Below are 21,467 nucleotides of genomic sequence, written 5' to 3' on the forward strand. Positions count from 1 at the left end.
AGTCTTCATTGAGGCACAATGCTGCAGGCCTATGAATCCTGTAGACGCTCAAAATTTGCACAAAAATACAAAAACAGGCATCTTTAGATACGCTGAATATTTGTCGGTATAAATGCTGTTTCAGCGGGTGGAAGCCTGCTGTATCCCTCCGGATAGCCCACCGAAAAAATAACAATAAAAAAGTACAAACAATAATCAGGGGATCCCCACTATGTACCGTATTGCCTTCTGGGCAGGCGCTGTCGCCGTGCTCGCTGGCTGTAAACTACCCGGCAGTTTTCCTGAACAGGAAGCACTGTGTACCTTTGACAGTGCCCGGGAAGAACAGCGCAGCGCCTCTGCGGCCAATATTGCAGCGCCTGTCATCGACACCGTAGACGTAAACGGTGTCGTCTATGACCTCAATAATGGACAGGTTCCGGTGCTTGCGCCCGGTGATACTGTCACACTCACGGGCACCGGCCTTGGCGCCGGGCCGGACATCGACTTCACCAAGATCATGATCGGCAAGAGCCGGGTGCTGGAATCCGACCTGCTCATGTTCGAGCAGAAGCTGGCGATTGAGGATGAAGTGAATTATGAAACGACAAAAGTCGTTGATCGCTGGGACAAGGACATTCTCTCCTGGCAGGATGACCGGGTCTCATTCACCGTGCCCGTACATGTTGCCGATGGTGACACCACCCTGACCCTGCAGATTCAGAAACGGGATGGTTATAACGAATCCTATCTCCGTCCGGGAGAGCCTCACAACGTGATTGATGCAATTACCCGCCGGGTGATCAGCGATACGTTTTCTCACGACTGTGACGTGGTATCAAAACTCTCAGACCAACCTTACGGTACCAGCTTTGCCGTACAGGTTAACAACCCCGACTTTGACAACCTGGTGCGCGAAGGCCGTGAAGTCTTCTGGTCCTTTGATTACAACCTGGGGCTTGCCCACCAGTTCCGTGACCTGAGCTGGGACGCCATTTTCCAGTACCAGGCCAAAGATCCGATCACCGGCACAACCGCCCTGGACCTGGAAAACCTGTTTGGCGCCTACCCGAACATTCCCGGTGAAGTCCCGGAAGAAGCCATCAAGGATGTCTATTTCGACCGATATCCCATGCCATCTCCCATCCCCGGGTTACTGGCTTCCGGCCCCCAGAAACATGCCGGTTTAACCCGTGATTCCGGCTGGGCTGGTTACCGCTATGCAGAAGCCGTCGATCCTTACAATGGCGATGGCGCCTGGATCGGCTTTAACTGCGCCTCCTGCCACGGCAACCGGATTACCTGGGAGCGGGCACCCGGTGAAAGCATCACCAAAGTGGTACCCGGGCTACCTAATCCGAAATGGTCGATGAAATGGGCGATCATGCAGCACAAGAAGGGGCTGGAGACCAAATCCTTTACCGGCGTTTACGCCACGGAAGACGGGCCCGAATGGATGCCCGGCACCAAGGATGTCGCCAAGGACCTGCTGATCTACCACATGCCCCAGGGTGCCGGTGAACATAATATGATCCGGCTGGTCGGGGAGGGTTCTGAAACCGATAACGATAACCAGTTCTCTCCCATCGCCATTCCCAACGTAACCTTTTATACCGGCATAAGACGTTCACTATCGCATACTGAAAGTTACGTCGGCTTTGAAGGGTCGTATATCCACTCGGAAGAACCTGACGGCGCTATGGGCGCGATGTACGCCCAGCCGCTCAAGGCTCTGACTGCCTATATGACGACGCTGGACCAGTACGATGATGAACTGCGCAATGTAGGCCTCTATCGCTGGCTCAAGCACAAAGACCAACTGCCTGGTGATGCACCAGCCTCAGAAGGCGCGTTTGTTCAGACTGGCTGGCAGAACATTCCTTCTTTAAGCGCCACCGTCGCACGGGGCAAGCAGGCCTACGACAAAGCCTGCGCCAGCTGTCATACGGACAAGGTCGGCCTGCACACCAATGAGCAAATGATTCCGTTATCGGAAGTAGGGCGTTTCTTCGCACCGACGATTTACCAGAAGAACCAGCAGTCCATCCGGGTCACCTTCCTGCGGGATATTTACTGGACACAGCAGCGTGGTTTGCTGTCTGACGGCCATGTCCGCAATATCGAAGACCTGGTGAATCCCCAGCGCTGTCAGGAAGGTTCGCCGCTGTATAACCAGTACTACACGCTGCACCCGGCCTTGAACGACACCAGCAGGTCATTCCCGGATGAAATTGATCCTTATCCGTCGCTGAACCGCAAGGGTGATGTATTCCGGGTTCCTGTGCCGATTATCAAGAAGAAGAATGATATCAATCAGCAGCGCAAACGCTTTATCAAGCGTCACCGCTATTTTGTCCGCCCGGAGTTTGATGACCAGTACTTCTACTGGGATTACCAGAAGATGCGTCAGGAATGGGGCAAGGATGAAATGGGGGCTCCACAGGCCATTGGCATGCCCGCTGCGCCTCACCCATGGTGTGCAGAACAGGCTGGCGATATAGACGATCTGGTCACCTATCTGCTGACACTCTGATCGTTCACGTTTGCTTGTTGAATCAAGGCCTCTGCAGTTTAGAGGCCTTGATTATTTTCCATCAACTACCTGAACGTTTCGATGTGTCTTTGAAAGAGGGTTGGGACAGTGTTTGAATACTTCTGATCAGTCCTTTTTCTTTTTGATTATCCGCCGGAATGGCTCTGCCCAGGCTGCCAGGGCACTCGCTTGCCGGGTTTGTATCCATATCTTTCCCTGCCCGGAAAAACGACAGACAAACCCTTCTCCTGAGAAAAACAGGGATTTATAACCACCCGGTTTGCTGATCTCGTAATCAAGTCCTTCGGTAAAGGCGACGATGTGGCCGGTATCGACCACATAATCCTCCGTGACATCCAGCTCAATCATCGCCCCATAGGTGTTGAACCAGAGATCTCCCTTTCCACGACACCGGATCAGGAAAAGAGATTCACCGGAGAAAAAGCCTCGAGTCAGCCCCTGCCATTTTGTCTCAATGTCGACGCCTGCGGTGGCAGCCACAAAGGCGGCACTCTGCAGGTAAATTGATTCATCGTTCAGAAACACATGGGCCATATCACCCGGAGAACCCGGGGCAATACCGATTTCACCACTGGCATCAGCTGCCGTGTATTCATTGATAAACAACGATTCCCCTGTCATCAGTCGCCCAATGCCGCCACGCAGTTTTGTCTTCATCCGCATATGGCTGTCCATCGTCGCCATGGCAGAGGCTTCCACTTTCAGCGTTTCATTGGCCGGTACCTGCACGGTCAGAAAACTGTAGTCCGGTTGGCCGGTAAGGGTAAATGAATAGCCCTGCATCTGTTCTGCAGACATGAGTCGTGTTCCTCAGGCTTTTCTTGGACGTAGCAGGGGCGTCAGACGATGACCAAACCCCGATGGACTGTGTGACTGACACCAGACCCGACCTCGCCCCTTAAACCGGCAGACCAGGCCTTCTCCGCCCAGCCAGGAATGCAGCCAGCTACCACCCGCCTTGCTTAAGGAAAAATCCAGGGTATCGTCGAATGCGACAATATGGCCGGTATCCACGAGTGTCTCCCCATCGACATCGATCGGGTAAATGGAACCAAACGCACCGAGTACCAGCTTGCCGCTGCCAGACATATGCAACCAGAACAGGCTTTCACCAGAAACCAGGTTTTTAATACCCTGCCAGCCGAGATCCATATCAACGGAGTGCTCACAGGCGACAAAGGAACCCGCCTGAACAACCAGCCCACTGTCCAGGTCCAGCGAAAGCATATCACCTGACAGTGTCGTGCCCAGCCAGACTTCCCCCGTCGTTTGTTGTGGCTCAAAGTGGTTCAAAAAAAAGGATTCACCGGCCACCATGCGCTTCATCGCCTTGAACAGGCCCGCTTGCCCTTTCTTATGGGTAGTGGTCGTCACCGTCATATTGCCACTCATGGCAATCATGGCGCCGGCCTCTGCGGTGCAGGTTTCCCCCGGTGACAGTGTCAGCCGCGCAACGGCATTCCCGGGTCCATGTTGTAATACGACATCCATAGCATCATCCCCGGAGTTTTGGATTCAACCAGCCGGCCAGCCCGCCCAGGTTTCGGGTTTGCAGTGTGATCCGGCCTTTTCCTACAATCCGCATAACCAGTCCTTCGCCACCAAAGAAACTGGAAAACAGTCCACCGGCGAGGCGCAGTTTCAACTTGATCCCTGGCCCATACGAAACCAGATGACCACTGTCGACTATAATTTCGCCATCGACGTCTTTTTCCAACAATGCCCCGTATGCGCCATACCAAACGCGCCCCGTGCCACTCACTGCAATTTTGAACAATCCTTCCCGCGCCAGAAAGGACGTGAATCCCGCCCACTTCAAGCCAAGCCTGATACCTTCGGTACAGGCGAGAAATGCACCGGACTGAAGATAAAGACACTCGTCGTTAAGCGACACTTCACGAATGTCTCCAGGCGTTGTCTGAGCCAACACCAGCTGGCAATCTTTATTCGTTGAGTTATCAAAAGCACTGAGAAAGAATGTCTCACCACCCAACAGTTTACGCATCAGGGCAGCGAAAGGGTTCCCATTGATCCGCGCTTTCAGGCCAAGTCCGGCATCCATGCTCGACATGGCGCCTGATTCAGCAATCAAACGTTCGCCAGGCGCCAACACAACCGCCAGATGAGCAAAGGCCGGCGCTCCTTTAATATCGGTGTGCATGGTTGTGTCGCTCCTTAAAAGACGACTCTTTGCGTTTAAAAAAAGCATGATATGGCAGCTTTGCTTGTCATGTCATTGATATCAGCAGGAACAAGCCTCATCAATAGCAACCAAACTATGAAACAATTGTCGTTTAAAAAATGAGTTACCCTCAACTCCGTAGCCTGTCAAACAACCACCAAATTATTCTGACCGCTTACGTTATACTTCAGGCGCTTTCCCTGATGCTTTTGCAGACAGGAGTATCCTCCATGAAAAGCGCTTTCCCCTTCACGACTGTACTCGTACTGATACTGATCTCAGCCTGCTCCGCCGCCAAACCGAAGGTCAACTGGGATTACAATCCACATTTCAGCTGGCACAACCTGAAAACCTGGGCATGGTTGGAACCCAAAGACAAATTCAAGGATCAGATAATCCATGGTTTTATGAGCCAACGGGTGCATCATGCTGTTGATGATGCATTGATGCAAAAAGGGCTGAAAAAAGTAGATGCCAAGGATGCCAATGTATGGCTCAGCTGGGGCTTTACGGAAAGAAAACGGCTTCAAGAAACCCGCTATAATGCCGGTTTTTCGTGGTATCCCTATCCCTGGATGATGAGCAGCGGGCCCACGGAAACCATCATTGATACCTATGAAGAAGGGTACTTGACATTAAACATGATCAGTCCCAAAACAAAAAACCTGATCTGGCAGGGTGTCGCCAGCCATCGCTTAACAGGTTCCATGTCACCAGAAGAGAAGAAGGAATATATCAGAAGTGCTGTTGATCGCCTTTTATCGGCATTTCCACCTGACGCCTCCAAACCCCATCACCTTTGATGCACAAGCGTGAGAAATAGTCACAAACTAATTCTCACGCCTTTCATTTAGCCCATTAATTATTAATAAAGTAATTATTAAGAAAGCGATCCCGGATCAGGGCAGGTGCATCACAGGAATGAAAAAGATTCGTGTGACTTTGGAAAAACAGCTGTACTGTCTCGTCTGAATCAATTTTATGTTTAGGCTTCCAGGCAGCACCTGTGTAGCTTATTGATGCATCACCCGATCCAATCACCTTAAAGTAATCGCACTGATGGGCATCCAATGTCTGCAATGTATCGACCAACACCAGGTCACCTTCATTCAGCGCCTGCGTAGTACTTTTTCCAACAGCCAGTGTTTTGTAATCCGAAGCCGCAACATTGTCGCTCGCATAGCTGACATAGCTAATAAAAGCGGCACCTAATGGAAGTGTAACGGTAACGTTAGCTTCTCCATCGATAGAATCTGAAGAATCTGCAGAATCTGCAGAATCTGCAAGAACACTAAACGCTGAGACAAACAGTAGTAATGCTGCACCTTTTTTTGCAACTGAATATAACATAAGAAATCCCCTGTTGATAAAAATCCGAAATATTGCTGTGACAAACAATATCGATACCGCTTGCCGACACTTGTAAGACATAAAAACTAACAGCAAGTTCAATTAAAAGGCACATCAACAAACGCAATGACATATCTAAAAAGATAAGCAACACTGACAAAACAGCCTGTATACAAAGACCAGGTAATCTGAAACGCCGGCACGAACAAAGAAATACAATTTTGAATAAACATGGTATTTCCTAATAAACAACATCATTCTCTGGCATCTCATGTATAAAATTATGAAAGGCTGTGATTGTTTGTATCAATTACTGTAAAGATAAGTCTCTTTGATCACATCAGGATTATCACACTGTCCCCAGCCAATAGTACTGTATCGATGTACCAGCTTAAGGTTATCATTATCAATGACATATTTAGGTGCCCAGGCAACACCCGTATATTCGATAAGCACATCCCCCTTTTCAGTTAACATAAAATAATCACAGCGATGCTGGTCTGCCAGGAAACCATACAGTGTATCAACAAGGATAAAATCACCAACATCCAAGGCTTCTGTCAAGCTCCTGCCTACGGACAGCGTAGAGAATTCTGAAGCATCAATTCCTTCACTGCCAAAACTGACATAACTGATAAAAGCGGCACCCAATGGCAACGAGATCGTTACATTGGACTTTTTATACGCAAATGCGGTTGATGATATTAATATCAAACAAAACAGCAGACCTTTGCTCAAGGTAGATAACATAGCTAATTCCCAATAAATTTATTATTCATAAGTGCGTGAACAAAAAACCAAACCCATTCATGAAAGCATGACAATATTTTAGGGATTATGAAAATAGGCCATGAATTATAATTATCAAGGAAAGAGCAAAAAAAATTACAAACACTGTTAACAAGAAACAACAGATAATCTAAAAACAATCTATCGCAATAAAAGTAAATACTACTGGCATTGATTAAATACTTCCCAAAAAAACAGGCAACACATTGTCATGTGTTGCCTGTTTTGTTCGAAGGTTTTATCAGCTGAAATCGGTCAGCAGCTCATCCGCTACAGCCAGAACATTATCCAGCGTGAAGCCGAACTCACGGAACAGATCCTCTGCAGGGGCAGATTCTCCGAAGGAGGTCATGCCCACAATGCGTCCGTCCATCCCGACGTACTTGTACCAGAAGTCAGCAGCCGCCGCTTCGATGGCGATGCGTGCAGGAACTTCCAGCGGCAGCACCTGCATGCGGTACTCGATATCCTGCGCATCAAACGCTTCCGTTGACGGCATGGAGACCAGGCGCACCTTGCGGCCCTGACCGGTCAGTGCATCATACGCCTGGGCAGCCAGCTCAACTTCGGAACCGGTGGCAATCAGGATCAACTCGGGCAGGCCGTCACAATCCTTCAGGATGTAACCACCACGCTCAATGTCAGCCAACTGGGCGTCGGTACGTTCCATTGCCGGCAATCCCTGGCGGGAGAAGACCAGCGCAGTCGGGCCATCCTTACGCTCAATGGCGGATTTCCAGGCTACGGCAGACTCAATGGTGTCGCAGGGGCGCCAGGTACGCATGTTCGGAGTCAGACGCAGGCTGGCCAGCTGTTCCACCGGCTGATGGGTCGGGCCATCTTCACCCAGACCGATGGAGTCATGGGTATAAACAAAGATGGAGCGCTGCTTCATCAACGCTGCCATACGCACCGCGTTACGGGCATATTCCATGAATACCATGAAAGTGGCGCCGTAAGGGATAAAGCCACCGTGCAGGGCAATACCGTTCATCATGGCGCTCATGCCGAATTCACGAACACCGTAGAACAGATAGTTGCCGCTGGCGTCTTCACGGGTCACACCCCTGGAATCGCTCCACAGGGTCAGGTTGGAACCGGCGAGGTCAGCAGAACCGCCCAGCAGTTCCGGCAATTCCGGACCAAAGGCGTTCAGAGCATTCTGGGAAGCTTTGCGGCTGGCAATCTTTTCGCCTTTGGCCTGACACTCACGGATATATTCGGCCGCTTTTTCAGCGAAATCTGCAGGCAGGTCGCCGGCCATGCGTCGCTGGTATTGCGCTGCCAGTTCTGGATATTCAGCCTGGTAAGCGGCAAACTGTTCATTCCACGCCGATTCGGCAGCAGCACCTTTCTCACGTGCGTTCCAGTCTCCATAAATAGCATCAGGAATTTCAAACGGGCCATAGTTCCAGCCCAGGCGCTCACGGGTCAGCGCCACTTCATCGTCGCCCAGCGGGGCGCCGTGGCAGGCTTCCTTGCCTTCTTTATTCGGTGAACCAAAACCGATGATGGTCTTGCAGCAGATCAGGGTCGGCTTGTCGAGGTTGCTGCGCGCCTGTTCCACGGCGGCGCTGATGGCGTCCGGGTTGTGGCCGTCCACACCGGCAATGACTTCCCAGCCATAGGCTTCAAAGCGCTTCGGCGTGTCATCGGTGAACCAGCCTTCGACTTCGCCGTCGATGGAAATGCCGTTGTCATCATAGAACGCGATCAGCTTACCCAGGCCCAGGGTGCCGGCCAAAGAGCATACTTCGTGGGAAATACCCTCCATCATGCAGCCATCACCGAGGAACGCGTAGGTAAAGTGATCAACGATCTCGTGACCGGGACGGTTAAACTGCGCCGCCAGCACCTTTTCGGCAGTCGCCATACCTACGGCATTGGCAATACCCTGACCCAGCGGGCCAGTCGTGGTTTCAATACCGGGGGCATAGCCGTGTTCCGGGTGACCTGCAGTCTTGGAATGCAGCTGGCGGAAGTTCTTCAGATCATCAATGGTCAGGTCATAACCGGAGAGATGGAGCAGGGAGTAAAGCAGCATGGAGCCGTGGCCGTTGGACAGGACAAAACGGTCACGGTCGGCCCAGTCCGGGTTAGCCGGGTTATGCTTCAGGTAATCACACCACAGGACTTCGGCGATATCCGCCATCCCCATGGGGGCACCCGGATGGCCTGATTTAGCTTTCTGAACCGCATCCATGCTCAAGGCGCGGATTGCGTTGGCGCGGTCTTGACGGGTTGTCATTGCGAGTTGGCTCCGATTTAAGACTCTCCGGCGACTTGGTAGAACGCCAGGGCGAAAAAAGAGCGCTATTGTATAGTCTGCACGACCAAACGTGAACAAACCGACGGAAAGCCGACATGTCGGGTTTGCAAATTACGCCAAAAGCGCCGAAAACACAGTGCATCGCCGAACACTTCCCCGGCCAACTAGACTTGAGTCAATGAATGTTCTCAGTCAAGGCGGTCAGGGACGATGTGGTATTCAGCGGTCAGATGGTCATCCTGTGCGGTTTTTACCGCATTTCTCGGTTTGGTTTCCTTTTCTCACAATGCGGTTTCAGCCCCGGCGCCTCGTGATGCATTGACACACGACCTCAAGACGTCGCTGGCCAAATCCCTGTACCGGCAGACCTACCTGGGCGAGCAGTTCCAGTTTTACTTCAAGGACAAGCAGGACAAGCTGAGCCAGGGCCTCACCGACTATTACCGTGAAAGCATGGGCGCAAAAGCCAATGAGGAAGAACTGGAACATCTCCTGCACGCACTGGATCGTAGGATCCGCGACAAAATCAGCCTGGAACGCTATGAACAGGCGATTGTCACAGCGCTGACCACCCATCTTTCCCTGGAGGAACTGGAAACCCTGCACCGCTGGATGGCCAAACCCATGGCGGAAGCCATGGCAAAAGAACAACAGCACATCATGTCAGAAGCCGGGCAGGTGGAAATGGGGGCGTTCTACCAGCAGTTATCCACAATCCCGCTGGATAAGCACCGGGTGGAACAGGTGCAGGTTGTTGTCCAGTCACTGCATCTGGATGACCTTCAGGCCCAGTTCCTGACCGACGATATCCTGAGCAATATCCGGATGATCAATGAGGTATTACCGGCCAGTTTTGACCAGATGAAAATCCCGTCGCCCACCCGGCAGGAACTGCTCGGCCACTTCCGGCGCCAGGTACACAACATGAACATTGCCGCTACGCTGTTTCTGCTGAGGAAATTGTCGGAAGACGATGTTGATCATTACATCATGCTGCTGCGCCAGTCAGATGCCATGACCCGGTACCATGAGGCGGTTAGTAAGGCGATTCTGAGTTTATCCCACTAAAAACGGTACCGTCTAAAAACCATTTACTCTGACAGAAACTTCACCACCCAGCGGGCAACCCGTCCGGAGTCAACCGGTGCCTGCAGGGAAACCAACGCTTCACGAATCCGGTTGGGCGGAATCTGCAAATCCTGACTGCCGATCAGAGCCCGGACAAACCCCAGGCTGAACTCGGGATGCCCCTGAATACTCAGAAAACAATCACCATATTGCAGCATGTAATAGGGACAGAATGGATTCCCGGCCAGCACTTCCGCTTTCTCCGGCAGCACGATGACCTGATCCTGGTGGAAGCAGGCGAGGTCCAGCGTGTCACACCAGGGCTCCATCCAGGGCTTGCGCCGGGCCATCTGGTTAAAGGCGACCCCAACCCCCCAACCCCGGTCTGACTTTTCTACCGTTCCCCCCATGGCCTGCGCCATGATCTGGTGCCCAAAGCAGATACCGATGGTCTTTTTTTGTGCTTTGTAGAGGTCGCGGACAAAGCTTTCCAGGCGGGCTATCCAGTCAAACGGCTCATAAACACCGTGTTTGCTGCCACTGATCAACCACGTATCACACTCATCAGGACTATCAGGGAACTGGTTATCGAAGCAGGTATAGACCGCATACTCCAGCTCAATCCCGGCACTGGAAAGCAGGGTTTCAATCATGTCAGGATAAGAACCGTATTCGCTGGCCAGTTCGGGGGTAAAGCTGCCGCATTGAAGAATTCCCAGTTTCACAGGCTCGTTCCCTCCAACAGTTGGGTGCAGATTTCCTGTAGCAGGAATCCTGCCGCTTTCGCATCCTGCCTTTAATCACAAGCTGTCCGGTCTCAGCCGTCAACTATTTATTATCGGCGCAACCGGTTAGACCGCCACACCCATGGGAAATTCCGAAATCTATATCAAATTATTTTGATATAGATCGCATGCGTTGATAGACTTTCTCTCATGACTGCAACCGCTACCCCAATATCCCCACAAGCAATAGGGGAACAGGATTTTCAAACACTGGCCGCCCTTAACAAGGCGGCCGGTGATCCGTTGCGTCTGGAAATTCTGCGGTTGCTGCGTACGGAATCCATGGGGGTACTGGAACTGACCGCTGTTTTTGACAGCAAGCAATCCGGCATGAGCCACCACTTAAAGGTGCTCGCACGCACCGGACTGGTCACCACACGACGGGAAGGCAATTCCATCTTTTACCGTCGTGCACTGCCGCCGGCAGAGGATAGTCTGGGCGGTTACATCCGCGCCCTGTTTCAGGCCATTGACGCCATACCGCTGAGTCAGGCGGTGCAGGCTCGTCTGGACGACATCCGGGCACAACGGGGTGAGCAGTCCCGCGCCTTTTTCTCCCGCCATTTCCACGAGTTCCGCCGACACCAGGAAATGATTGCCGAGCACGAGCTCTATGCTCGCTCGGTGCTCGACATGCTCGGGAGCATCCAGCTACCGGCCCATGACACGGCACTGGAGCTGGGCCCCGGGGAAGGCTGCTTCCTGCCTGCACTGTCAAAGCAGTTCAAGCGCGTCATTGCCGTTGACAACTCGGCCGACATGCTTGACCAGGCCCGGACAACCGCCACCAGCGCGTCGCTCGGTAATGTGGAATTTATCCTGGGTGAAACCAGCGATCTGCTAACCGCTTACCCGCACGCCGTTGACTGTCTGATCGCCAATATGGTTCTCCACCATATTCCCCAACCAGACACTATCTTCCGGCATGCCGCGGCTATCCTGAAACCCGGCGGCAGCCTGATCATCAGTGAACTCAGCGCCCATGACCAACACTGGGTGCGGGAATCCTGCGGTGATCTCTGGTTGGGCTTCCGGGAAGAGGAACTGACGGAGTGGGCGCAAATGGCAGGGCTCACGGTCGGTGAATCGCAATACCTGGGGCTGCGTAACGGCTTCCAGATACAGGTGCGCTGTTTCCGGCACCCCCAAACCCATACCGTATTCAATTAATAACCTTTCAGAGGAACCAGAGCACATGGCTGAATACTCACTGTTCACATCAGAATCCGTCTCCGAAGGCCATCCGGACAAGATCGCCGACCAGATTTCTGATGCGATTCTCGACGCCATGCTGGCGGATGACCCGGAGTCCCGTGTCGCCGTCGAAACCATGGTCAAGACCGGTATGGTCATCGTCGCCGGTGAAGTGCGCACCAACACCTATGTGGACATTGAAGACCTGGTCCGCCAGGTCGTAAAAGACATCGGCTACAACAATGGCGACCTGGGCTTTGACGGCGACTGTGTGGCCGTACTCAACGCCATCGGCAAACAGTCCCAGGACATCGCCATGGGCGTGGATGAAACCAGCATCCACGAACAGGGCGCCGGTGACCAGGGCCTGATGTTCGGCTACGCCACCAACGAAACCGATGTACTGATGCCTGCTCCTATCTACTACGCCCACCAGCTGGTGAAGCGTCAGGCAGAAGTCCGCAAGAACGGCCAACTGCCCTGGTTGCGTCCGGATGCCAAGAGCCAGGTGACTCTGCGCTACAGCGCTGATGGCAAGCCTGTCGCGATTGACGCTGTGGTTCTGTCTACCCAGCACAGCCCGAGCGTTAGCCAGGAAGAACTGCATAACGCCGTACTGGAAGAAATCATCCGTCCGGTGCTGCCTGCTGAGTGGTTGAGTTCAGAAACCCGCTACCACATCAACCCAACCGGCAACTTTGTTATCGGTGGCCCTGTGGGCGACTGTGGTCTGACCGGCCGCAAGATCATCGTGGACACCTACGGCGGCATGGCCCGTCACGGTGGCGGTGCATTCTCCGGTAAGGATCCGTCCAAGGTAGACCGCTCCGCCGCGTATGCTGGCCGCTATGTTGCCAAGAACATCGTTGCTGCCGGCCTGGCAGATCGCTGCGAAATTCAGGTGTCCTACGCGATTGGTGTGGCAGAACCGACCTCCATCAGCATCAACACCTTTGGCACCGGCAAGGTCTCTGATGAACGTATCGGTGAACTGGTACGCGAACACTTCGACCTGCGCCCGAAGGGCCTGATCCAGATGCTCGACCTGAAGCGTCCGATCTACCAGCCCACAGCCGCCTATGGTCACTTTGGCCGCGAGGAGAAGGAATTCACCTGGGAAGCCACCGACAAGGCGGACGCACTCAAGCAGGCCGCCGGACTGTAAAACGAAAGCCGCACGGGATTCCCCCTGCGGCTTTTTTTTCGCCTGATGCATAGCAGGCGAGACAAAGAACGAAACAACGAACATGACAACGCCAGAGCCAACGTTCTGGCAAAAGGAGATAAACCAATGACCGCCAACCTCAACACCGTGGCAAGCTTCAGCGACTACAAGGTCGCAGATATCAACCTGTCGGAATGGGGCCGCCGGGAAATCCAGATTGCCGAAGGCGAGATGCCGGCGCTGATGGCCATCCGCAACAAGTACCGTGACCAGCAGCCTCTGAAGGGCGCCAGGATCATGGGTTGTATCCATATGACCATCCAGACTGCCGTCCTGATTGAAACCCTGGTGGAGCTGGGTGCCGAGGTTCGCTGGTCATCCTGTAACATTTTCTCCACGCAGGATCATGCCGCTGCCGCTATCGCCGCTGCTGGCATCCCTGTATTTGCCTGGAAAGGCGAAACCGAAGAAGAATTCTGGTGGTGTATTGAGCAAACCATCCAGAAAGACGGCGCACTCTGGGACGCCAACATGGTGCTGGACGACGGAGGCGACCTGACCCTGGTACTGCATGAGAAATACCCGGAACTGCTGACCCGCATTCACGGCATTTCTGAAGAAACGACAACGGGTGTTCACCGCCTGCTGGAAATGCTGGAAAAAGGCACACTGCATGTACCTGCCATCAACGTGAACGACGCTGTCACCAAGAGCAAGAACGACAACAAATACGGCTGCCGTCACTCACTGAACGACGCCATCAAACGTGCCACAGACCACCTGCTGTCCGGCAAGAAAGCGCTGGTCATTGGTTACGGTGATGTGGGTAAGGGCTCTGCCGCCTCTCTGCGTCAGGAAGGCATGATCGTTAAGGTCACCGAAGTCGATCCCATCTGTGCCATGCAGGCCTGTATGGATGGCTTCGAGGTTGTTTCCCCTTATATTGGTGGCGTAAATACAGGCTCCGCTGAGTGCATTAACAAGGAGCTGCTGGCGACCATCGACCTTGTAGTGACGACTACCGGTAACGTCCACGTCTGTGACCGCCACATCCTGACGCACCTGAAAAACAGCTGTGTCGTCTGCAACATCGGTCACTTCGACACCGAAATTGATACTGCCTTCATGCGTGAAACCTGGGAATGGGAAGAAGTGAAACCCCAGGTGCACAAGGTTTACCGCAACCGTGCAGAGAATGATCACCTGATCCTGCTCTCCGAAGGTCGCCTGGTAAACCTGGGCAACGCCACTGGTCACCCTTCGCGGATCATGGACGGTTCCTTTGCCAACCAGGTGCTGGCGCAGATTCACCTGTATGAAGCAGGTTTTGCCAACCTGCCTGCTGACGAGAAACCGGCAAAAATCACGGTCACCGTCCTGCCCAAGAAGCTGGACGAAGAAGTGGCCCGTTACATGGTGGAAGGGTTCAGCGGGGTGATTACCCAACTGACGCAGGAACAGGCAGACTATATCAACGTACCGGTAGACGGGCCCTTCAAGAGCGACGATTACAAATATTAAGATCGTCGTTCATAAGGCGCGTCCGACAGGGCGCGCCATCTGCCCATAAAGACCCTAAAAAATACGAGCAGAGCAGCGAACATGACAACATCAGCAGTAATACCCAGCTCCCCGACAGTCAGCTTCGAGTTTTTCCCCACGAAGACGGAAGAGGGCGCAGCCAAGCTGCTCGCGACCGCACAGAAACTGACGGCCGCCAACCCGGAATTCTTCTCAGTGACCTATGGCGCCGGTGGTTCAACCCGGGATCGTACCCGTAACTCGGTTTATAACATCCGGGAAACGACCTCCGTTCCGACCGCTCCACACCTCTCCTGCGTTGGCGACAGCAAAGAAGATATTCGTACACTTCTGACCCGGTATCAGCAGGATGGCATCCAGCGTATCGTTGCCTTGCGGGGCGATCTTCCGTCCGGCATGGGGCGTTTTAACAGTGGTGACCTGCAGTATGCCAATGAACTGGTGGAGTTTATCCGCAGCGAAACAGGCGATCATTTCCATATTGAGGTGGCCGCCTATCCGGAAGTACACCCCCAGGCTCACAGCATGGAAGTGGATCTCCAGAATTTTGAGCGCAAGGTGAAGGCCGGGGCATCATCCGCCATTACCCAGTATTTCTTTAACGCTGACAGCTATTTCTACTTTATAGAACGTTGCCGAGGTCTGGGTATTGAGATCCCGATCCTGCCGGGCATCATGCCAATCACCAATTTCACCAAACTGGCCCGTTTTTCTGATGGCTGTGGTGCCGAACTTCCCCGCTGGATACGCAAGCAGCTGGAGGCCTATGGCGATGATTCCGCCAGTATCCGCCAGTTCGGCGAAGAAGTGATTACCCGACTCTGTGAGCGCCTGCTGGCTGGCGGTGCACCGGGATTGCATTTCTATACGCTGAACCAGGCAGAACCCAGCTTAAAAATATGGGAAAACCTTTTTCCCGATGCCTGACAATTACATTTCAGGCGCCTGGACAAGTCAGTCTGGCGCCTTGTTCTTCTGAGCCAAAAAGTTATATTTCAATGTAAAAATTGTTATTAACTACATAGTTAATAACAATCTCTCCACCCAAAGGTCTATTTCATTATCATGCCATTGATATAAAACATTATTCTTTAACCTTATATTTCATGGGGATCCTTTATGATTTCTCTCTCCAGACGTGCTTCTGAACCAGACCTGACACAATTCAACAAAACAAATGAGGCACAACTCAACAATCACAAAGTAAAACTGGATGAAAATGCAAAAGCCTACAATAAAAAATTTCATACCGGCGGCTGTTATGGATTTTGCCATGGGACATGGAAGTGCCTTCGCGACTACCTTATTTACCCTATTGTATTATTGTGTGTATTCATCGCTGCCTGTACGATTTTACTCCCTCTCTCTATTTATTACACGGTCACCTCAAACTGTCGCCACATCCGTCATCTTGATAATAAAGATATTAAAGACTTCCTTGATATTGAAGGTAAAAAATCAAGACTATTGAGCCTTGAACAAATAAGAATTCACGCCAAGAAAATGAGAGAGCAAGAAAAAAGCAATGCCCGAAAAGGGTGTGATGTGTGCCTTTCGTTACTTTGCCCATGCTCTGGTGTGTGTACGCTTTATAACAAAGTGAAAAATTGCTTATACGGTATAGAAGCAAGTCATAAACTAAAGACGTTTTATTCCCAGCCACCTTCAGCGGAAGAGCTGAAATGGCTTGATAACAGACCTCTTCAGCTACCAGACAACAGCGACAATACATAACCTGTCACTAACGCTATGTTGAGCGAGGTACGCCAATAATCGCCAGACAAGACAATATCCTGATCACGCTGCCACTCATGTCGCTTCTAATGATTTCATCACATGATTGTTGGTATAAAATAACAGCCATTGTGAAGTGGTAATGTATCAAGCACCAACATGAGAAACCCCCGAATTTATACCGCGCAAACACTTTGCGCAGATACCGCGTTTACGCTTACAGACAGTGCGGCCAATCATGTTGGCAAGGTGCTCCGTATGCGCCCGGGAGATCCATTGATCCTGTTCAATGGTGAAGGGGGCAGTTGGCAGGCTGAAGTTCTCCTTGTCAGTAAAAAACAGGTTGAAGTCAGAACGCTTGAACAACTTGAAGGAGACAATGAATCGCCGCTGCGCATCGAGCTGGGTCAGTCCCTGAGCCGCGGAGAACGGATGGATTATGCCATCCAGAAAGCGACTGAACTGGGGGTGACAGATATCACGTTACTGTTCAGTGAACGCTGCGAGGTCAAGCTGAACAGTGAGCGTCAGGAAAAGCGGCTGCAACACTGGCAGCAAGTCGCGATCAGTGCCTGTGAGCAGTGTGGCAGAAATCGTGTTCCCGTCATTCATCCACCGGTAAAACTGGAAGAATGGCTCAATAACCGAACAACCGACCTGAATTTTGTGCTGCATCATCGCACCGAAAAACAACTTAAGGGATTTGATCGCCCACAGTCGGTCTCTCTACTGATCGGGCCAGAAGGCGGTTTGACCACAGATGAGATAGAACAGGCTCAGGATCGGGGCTTCCATCCGCTGGCGCTGGGGCCAAGGGTCATGCGAACAGAAACGGCGCCGGTTGCCGCTGCCGCGGTCCTTCAATACCTCTGGGGCGACTGGCATTGAGGCATTTTAAATCTGGCAAATTTTTCTAAGTAAACGACAAATTTTATGTAATTGACCATTTGTTCAAAAAAGCTAACACTTGGCAGGCACAGGGCCATACCCTGACTGCAGGATGCAATCGCCTTTAAGAACACACCTAGGTATTTCTCATGAAAAAAATCGTTTTAGCCGCAACCCTGGTTGCCGCTTCTTCCTCTGTTATGGCTGCAGCCCCCGGCGGTCCGAGCTGTGGTTGGGGTAACATGCTGTTCGAAGGCCAGTCCGGCACGCCGACTCACGTTGTCGCCTATACCACCAACGGCACTTCCGGTAACGCCTCTTTCGGTATGACTTCCGGCACCAACGGCTGCCAGACTTCTGCACCGCTGACCTACCGTGGCGAGAAGATGATCAACGTCTCCTACATGATGGACGAACTGTCTGAAGACATGGCGCGTGGTAATGGTGAAGCCCTGAATGCGGTTGCCGTTATGATCGGTATTGAGCAGGAAGACCGTGCCCGCTTTGCCGCTGTTACCCACGAAAACTTCAACCAGATTTTCCCCAGTGCTGACGTAACAGCTGATCAGGTCGTAAACAACCTGGCCGTTGTCATGAACAATGACGAGCAACTGTCCAGGTACATTGCATCCTGATAGCGTTTCGCTAATAAAAGACAGTCGTCTTTAATAGACGACTGTCTTATGAATACCCTTGTTACCCATTCGTCCGATAACAGAGCAACCGGTTCTCCCTATCCATGTCGCGCTTTTCGATTTCCGTCCTGGTCAGGCAGCTACCGGCCATGTTGCTGTGCCTGTTTTCCACGACCACCTTTGCCACGCCTGCCATCGAAACATTGGCGCGCTCCCCGATGTGGCTCAAGCTCGGGCATTATCACACCAGCCTGATGAGCCCTTCCGGTTACACCAGTTATGTGGATGATCCCGCGTTTTTCCTGAGCAACGACGGGGATAACAATCCCCGGGCTGAGCTGGCAGCAACCATCCGGTTATTCTCACAACCGGAACAGGTTTCCGATAGCAAAGCCTGCCATTTTCAGGCTCGCTACCAGTGGCTGGCGGAGCAGGGCTATGACTTCCCCTCACTGTCCTGCCCCGAATACGACAACTGGCGCCAACAACTGCAGGCGCATTCTGTCACACTGGCTTTCCCGGCTGCTTATATGAACAGCCCGTCGTCCATGTTCGGACATACCTTCCTGCGCTTTGATTCGGAAAATATTGCGGAGGATTCCCTGTGGCTTTCCTGGGCGGTTAATTTTGGCGCTACCCCGGAGGGAGAAGACAACTCAATTCTCTATGCCTGGAAAGGAGTCGCAGGCGGTTATCCGGGCAAGTTCGCCATGATGCCCTATTACCGGAAGCTACAGGAGTACAACCGTCTGGAAAACCGGGATATCTGGGAATACCGGTTAAATCTGTCTCCCGAACAGACGGCATTTATCAGCAGCCATATCTGGGAACTGCGGGATATCCGCTTTGATTATTTTTTCATTGATGAAAACTGCAGCTTTCGTCTGTTGGAATTACTTGAACTGGCCGAGCCGGATCTCGACCTGACCAGCCACTTTCCCGTGGCAGCCATTCCTGTGGATACAGTCAGAACTGTGCTGGATGCCGATCTGGTTGAGAACGTCCATTATCGCCCCTCCAATGCCACGACTTTGCATCACTACCTGGCGCCCCTGAATCCTTCGGAGCAGGCCCTGGTTTACGAAATGGCAATGGATCCGGACGTAATCGATAGCGAGGCTGTCACCCAATTACCCGCGCAACGGCAGGCACGGATGATCCAGTCATCCTACAAATACCTGCGTTATGAGGTGAACAAGCAGTTTCGTTCACCAGAAACCGCCGGTAACAGCCTGGCACTGCTACGAGGACTCAACCGGCTTCCGCCGCATAACATCGCCCCACCGGTGGCACCGGAGAAACCGGAACAGGGGCATGACACATCCATGCTGGCGCTGGGATCCGGCCACCACAAAGGCCTTGGGAATTTTGTTGAGCTTCAGGGACGTTTTACCTATCACGATCTTTTAGATAATAGTGAAGGCTTCCCTCCAGGCGCCGAGATCACCTTTGGCGATCTGCGCATCAGGGGCTACGAGGACAATTACTGGCAACTTGAACAGCTGGATATCATCTCAATCCGCTCCCAATACCCTAGAGATCGGTTCTTTAAGCCGCTGTCCTGGCAAGTTCAAACAGGGCTTGAACGTCAGCCCGGCTCCGATGGCAAGGAGCATCTGGCAGCCCATATCAACGGTGGAGCAGGAATCACATTGCCAGTGACCGCCAATAGCCAATGGTTTGGACTGGCAACTCTGCGCCTCGAACATAACAGCGGCTTCGACCGCAATATGCAACTGGCGCCCGGTATCAATACCGGATTCAGCAGCCACAACCCTCTGGGCAACTGGCGACTGGAATGGCAACTGGATCAGTTTCTCAACGGCGAGCTGCGTTCAACAGTCACCCTGGGACAACACTGGGAACTGAACCGTAACAATGGCCTGCGCCTTGATGTGCGCCATGAAGACCAGGATTCATTCAATAACTACGAATTGTCGTTAAGCTGGCGTCACTATTTCTGATCAGGGACGATAATGAAACGAAAGACGCTCTATTCGCTGACACTGACCATGGCCTTGTTGACCAGTTTACTGTCAGGCTGCCAAAGCCTGACAGGACTCTACTTCTTTCCGGAAAGTGGTTACCGGTTGACACCAGACCAACTCAACCTTGCCTGGCAGCCAGTTGAGTTGAAAACCCGTGACAACATTATCCTGAAAAACTGGTGGTTGCCGGCCCAACCCAATCCAGACACCGGTGAGATACTGGGCACTATCCTGTTCCTGCACGGTAATGCGGAGAATATCAGTACCCATATCCACAGCATCGCCTGGCTTCCCCGACAAGGCTATAACGTGTTTATGCTTGATTACCGGGGATTCGGTCACTCAAGCGGAAAACCCAAACTACCCGAGATTTTTCAGGATATTGATGCTGCCGCCACCTGGCTGTTAGCGCAGGAGAGTGTTCAGCAAAAACCCCTGTATTTACTGGGTCAAAGCATCGGCGGCGCACTGGGCGCCACATGGATCAGCCAGGCCAACCAACAGGATGCGTTCAGCGCTGTGGTACTGGATGCACCGTTCGCCAGCTGGCCCGGCATGGCCCGTTATGCCATGTCCCGACAATGGCAAACCTGGGCATTCTTACCGGGCACCTACCTGGTACCCGCCCAATGGGATGCTGAACAACATATTGAGAAGCTGAAAAAACCATTATTGGTCATTCACAGTATTGAGGACGAGATCATTCCCACAGCCCAGTCCCGAAAGGTGTACGACAATAGCCACACACAGAAGCAGTGGCTGGAAGCAAGAGGGCCGCATATCGCGACCTTTGGCCAGCGGGAAAACCGGAACAGCGTTTTACAGTTTCTACAGGAACATCGCGATTAAAAACTGGCGGTACGCTTAACTGCCTACCTTCATTGCTTCATCAATCCCTGCTTCAATACCGTCCAGATCGGGGATGACAGCAGGCGTTCCATGGACAATGACACAGGCTTTCTCATATTCGCCGGGCTCTTTGTCACGGTGAGAGATATCAGCGGGTGCAACACTTAATGGATGGGGTATGCCCTGAACAACCAGTGCGTAGAAGCGTAGATCTCCCTTGTCGCTGACACGGTTCATGATAGCGAAGCGGGCGTTATCCCGGCCTTCCGGCAGGGCTTCGCCATTGGCGCGTTCAAACGAAACGACCGGGATCGTCTGATCACGCCAGCTGATCTGCCCCAATAACCACTCGGGGCCTTCTTCCTGTGTTTCCAGCGTTGAAAAAGGAATCATTTCAGCCAATGCCGCACTCGGCACCAACAGTGCACTACCCGAGATCGGGATAAGTAACGCTGACAAGGTTTCCTGGCTGTGACTCATGATCCTGTCCTGTTGA

Annotated in this window: 20 protein-coding genes; 12 read left to right on the plus strand and 8 right to left on the minus strand. The window is 52.5% G+C overall.

Annotation, left to right across the window (positions count from 1 at the left end; all coding sequences use genetic code 11):
- Positions 1-211: 211 nt before the first annotated feature.
- Positions 212-2,512, plus strand: coding sequence for a hypothetical protein (locus AC27K1_RS04140; protein ID WP_487148524.1), 2,301 nt, complete (start codon positions 212-214; stop codon positions 2,510-2,512).
- Between the two features lie 126 nt (positions 2,513-2,638).
- Here the strand turns inward: AC27K1_RS04140 and AC27K1_RS04145 are convergent, their stop codons facing one another.
- The 3 genes from AC27K1_RS04145 to AC27K1_RS04155 are packed head-to-tail and all read right to left on the minus strand — an operon-like array spanning position 2,639 to position 4,694.
- The gene (locus tag AC27K1_RS04145; protein WP_487148526.1) at positions 2,639-3,331 is read right to left on the minus strand and encodes a TIGR00266 family protein; all 693 of its coding nucleotides are present in this window, start codon (positions 3,329-3,331) and stop codon (positions 2,639-2,641) included.
- Between the two features lie 12 nt (positions 3,332-3,343).
- Complete coding sequence (locus AC27K1_RS04150; RefSeq protein WP_487148528.1) at positions 3,344-4,024, minus strand: TIGR00266 family protein; 681 nt, start codon at positions 4,022-4,024, stop codon at positions 3,344-3,346.
- Between the two features lie 4 nt (positions 4,025-4,028).
- Positions 4,029-4,694, minus strand: a complete 666-nt coding sequence (locus tag AC27K1_RS04155; protein ID WP_487148530.1) for a TIGR00266 family protein — start codon at positions 4,692-4,694, stop codon at positions 4,029-4,031.
- 251 nt (positions 4,695-4,945) lie between these two features.
- On the opposite strand from AC27K1_RS04155, the gene AC27K1_RS04160 reads away from it, so the two are divergent.
- A complete protein-coding gene (locus tag AC27K1_RS04160) occupies positions 4,946-5,518 on the plus strand; it encodes a DUF4136 domain-containing protein (RefSeq protein WP_487148532.1) in 573 nt (190 codons plus the stop codon).
- Positions 5,519-5,573: 55 nt separating this feature from the next.
- Here the strand turns inward: AC27K1_RS04160 and AC27K1_RS04165 are convergent, their stop codons facing one another.
- The 3 genes from AC27K1_RS04165 to tkt form a co-directional block, all read right to left on the minus strand.
- Positions 5,574-6,065: a hypothetical protein gene (locus AC27K1_RS04165; RefSeq protein ID WP_487148534.1), complete on the minus strand. Its 492-nt coding sequence runs from the start codon at positions 6,063-6,065 to the stop codon at positions 5,574-5,576.
- A 306-nt stretch (positions 6,066-6,371) separates the two neighbouring features.
- Positions 6,372-6,815 carry a hypothetical protein gene (locus tag AC27K1_RS04170; protein ID WP_487148535.1) on the minus strand — a complete coding sequence of 148 codons (444 nt, stop codon included), beginning with the start codon at positions 6,813-6,815 and terminating at the stop codon, positions 6,372-6,374.
- Positions 6,816-7,095: 280 nt separating this feature from the next.
- Positions 7,096-9,102, minus strand: a complete 2,007-nt coding sequence (tkt, locus tag AC27K1_RS04175) for a transketolase (RefSeq protein WP_487148536.1) — start codon at positions 9,100-9,102, stop codon at positions 7,096-7,098.
- Between the two features lie 231 nt (positions 9,103-9,333).
- Here tkt and AC27K1_RS04180 point away from each other — a divergent pair, with 231 nt between their 5' ends.
- Positions 9,334-10,191: a hypothetical protein gene (locus AC27K1_RS04180; protein ID WP_487148537.1), complete on the plus strand. Its 858-nt coding sequence runs from the start codon at positions 9,334-9,336 to the stop codon at positions 10,189-10,191.
- Positions 10,192-10,214: 23 nt separating this feature from the next.
- Here AC27K1_RS04180 and AC27K1_RS04185 read toward each other — a convergent pair whose 3' ends face one another.
- Positions 10,215-10,916 (minus strand): glutamine amidotransferase-related protein, encoded by a 702-nt coding sequence (locus tag AC27K1_RS04185; protein ID WP_487148539.1) that lies wholly within the window; start codon positions 10,914-10,916, stop codon positions 10,215-10,217.
- Positions 10,917-11,126: 210 nt separating this feature from the next.
- Here AC27K1_RS04185 and AC27K1_RS04190 point away from each other — a divergent pair, with 210 nt between their 5' ends.
- The 9 genes from AC27K1_RS04190 to AC27K1_RS04230 all read left to right on the plus strand — a co-directional run bounded on the left by AC27K1_RS04190 (position 11,127) and on the right by AC27K1_RS04230 (position 20,971).
- Positions 11,127-12,146, plus strand: coding sequence for an ArsR/SmtB family transcription factor (locus tag AC27K1_RS04190; protein WP_487148540.1), 1,020 nt, complete (start codon positions 11,127-11,129; stop codon positions 12,144-12,146).
- A 25-nt stretch (positions 12,147-12,171) separates the two neighbouring features.
- Positions 12,172-13,335, plus strand: coding sequence for a methionine adenosyltransferase (metK, locus tag AC27K1_RS04195; protein WP_487148541.1), 1,164 nt, complete (start codon positions 12,172-12,174; stop codon positions 13,333-13,335).
- A gap of 126 nt (positions 13,336-13,461) precedes the next feature.
- Positions 13,462-14,856, plus strand: coding sequence for an adenosylhomocysteinase (ahcY, locus tag AC27K1_RS04200; protein ID WP_487148543.1), 1,395 nt, complete (start codon positions 13,462-13,464; stop codon positions 14,854-14,856).
- Positions 14,857-14,937: 81 nt separating this feature from the next.
- A complete protein-coding gene (gene metF, locus AC27K1_RS04205) occupies positions 14,938-15,804 on the plus strand; it encodes a methylenetetrahydrofolate reductase [NAD(P)H] (RefSeq protein WP_487148545.1) in 867 nt (288 codons plus the stop codon).
- A 192-nt stretch (positions 15,805-15,996) separates the two neighbouring features.
- Positions 15,997-16,611: a hypothetical protein gene (locus AC27K1_RS04210; protein WP_487148546.1), complete on the plus strand. Its 615-nt coding sequence runs from the start codon at positions 15,997-15,999 to the stop codon at positions 16,609-16,611.
- A gap of 159 nt (positions 16,612-16,770) precedes the next feature.
- The gene (locus AC27K1_RS04215) at positions 16,771-17,499 is read left to right on the plus strand and encodes a 16S rRNA (uracil(1498)-N(3))-methyltransferase (protein WP_487148548.1); all 729 of its coding nucleotides are present in this window, start codon (positions 16,771-16,773) and stop codon (positions 17,497-17,499) included.
- Between the two features lie 149 nt (positions 17,500-17,648).
- Positions 17,649-18,134: a DUF3015 domain-containing protein gene (locus AC27K1_RS04220; RefSeq protein ID WP_487148550.1), complete on the plus strand. Its 486-nt coding sequence runs from the start codon at positions 17,649-17,651 to the stop codon at positions 18,132-18,134.
- A 104-nt stretch (positions 18,135-18,238) separates the two neighbouring features.
- Positions 18,239-20,098: an Lnb N-terminal periplasmic domain-containing protein gene (locus AC27K1_RS04225; protein ID WP_487148551.1), complete on the plus strand. Its 1,860-nt coding sequence runs from the start codon at positions 18,239-18,241 to the stop codon at positions 20,096-20,098.
- A gap of 12 nt (positions 20,099-20,110) precedes the next feature.
- Entirely contained in the window at positions 20,111-20,971 is an 861-nt protein-coding gene (locus tag AC27K1_RS04230) for an alpha/beta hydrolase (protein WP_487148553.1), read from the plus strand.
- Between the two features lie 15 nt (positions 20,972-20,986).
- On the opposite strand, the gene AC27K1_RS04235 is transcribed toward AC27K1_RS04230, so the two are convergent.
- A complete protein-coding gene (locus AC27K1_RS04235; RefSeq protein WP_487148554.1) occupies positions 20,987-21,451 on the minus strand; it encodes a chemotaxis protein CheW in 465 nt (154 codons plus the stop codon).
- Positions 21,452-21,467: the final 16 nt, after the last annotated feature.

This window comes from Kistimonas ophiarachnellae (assembly GCF_057552235.1).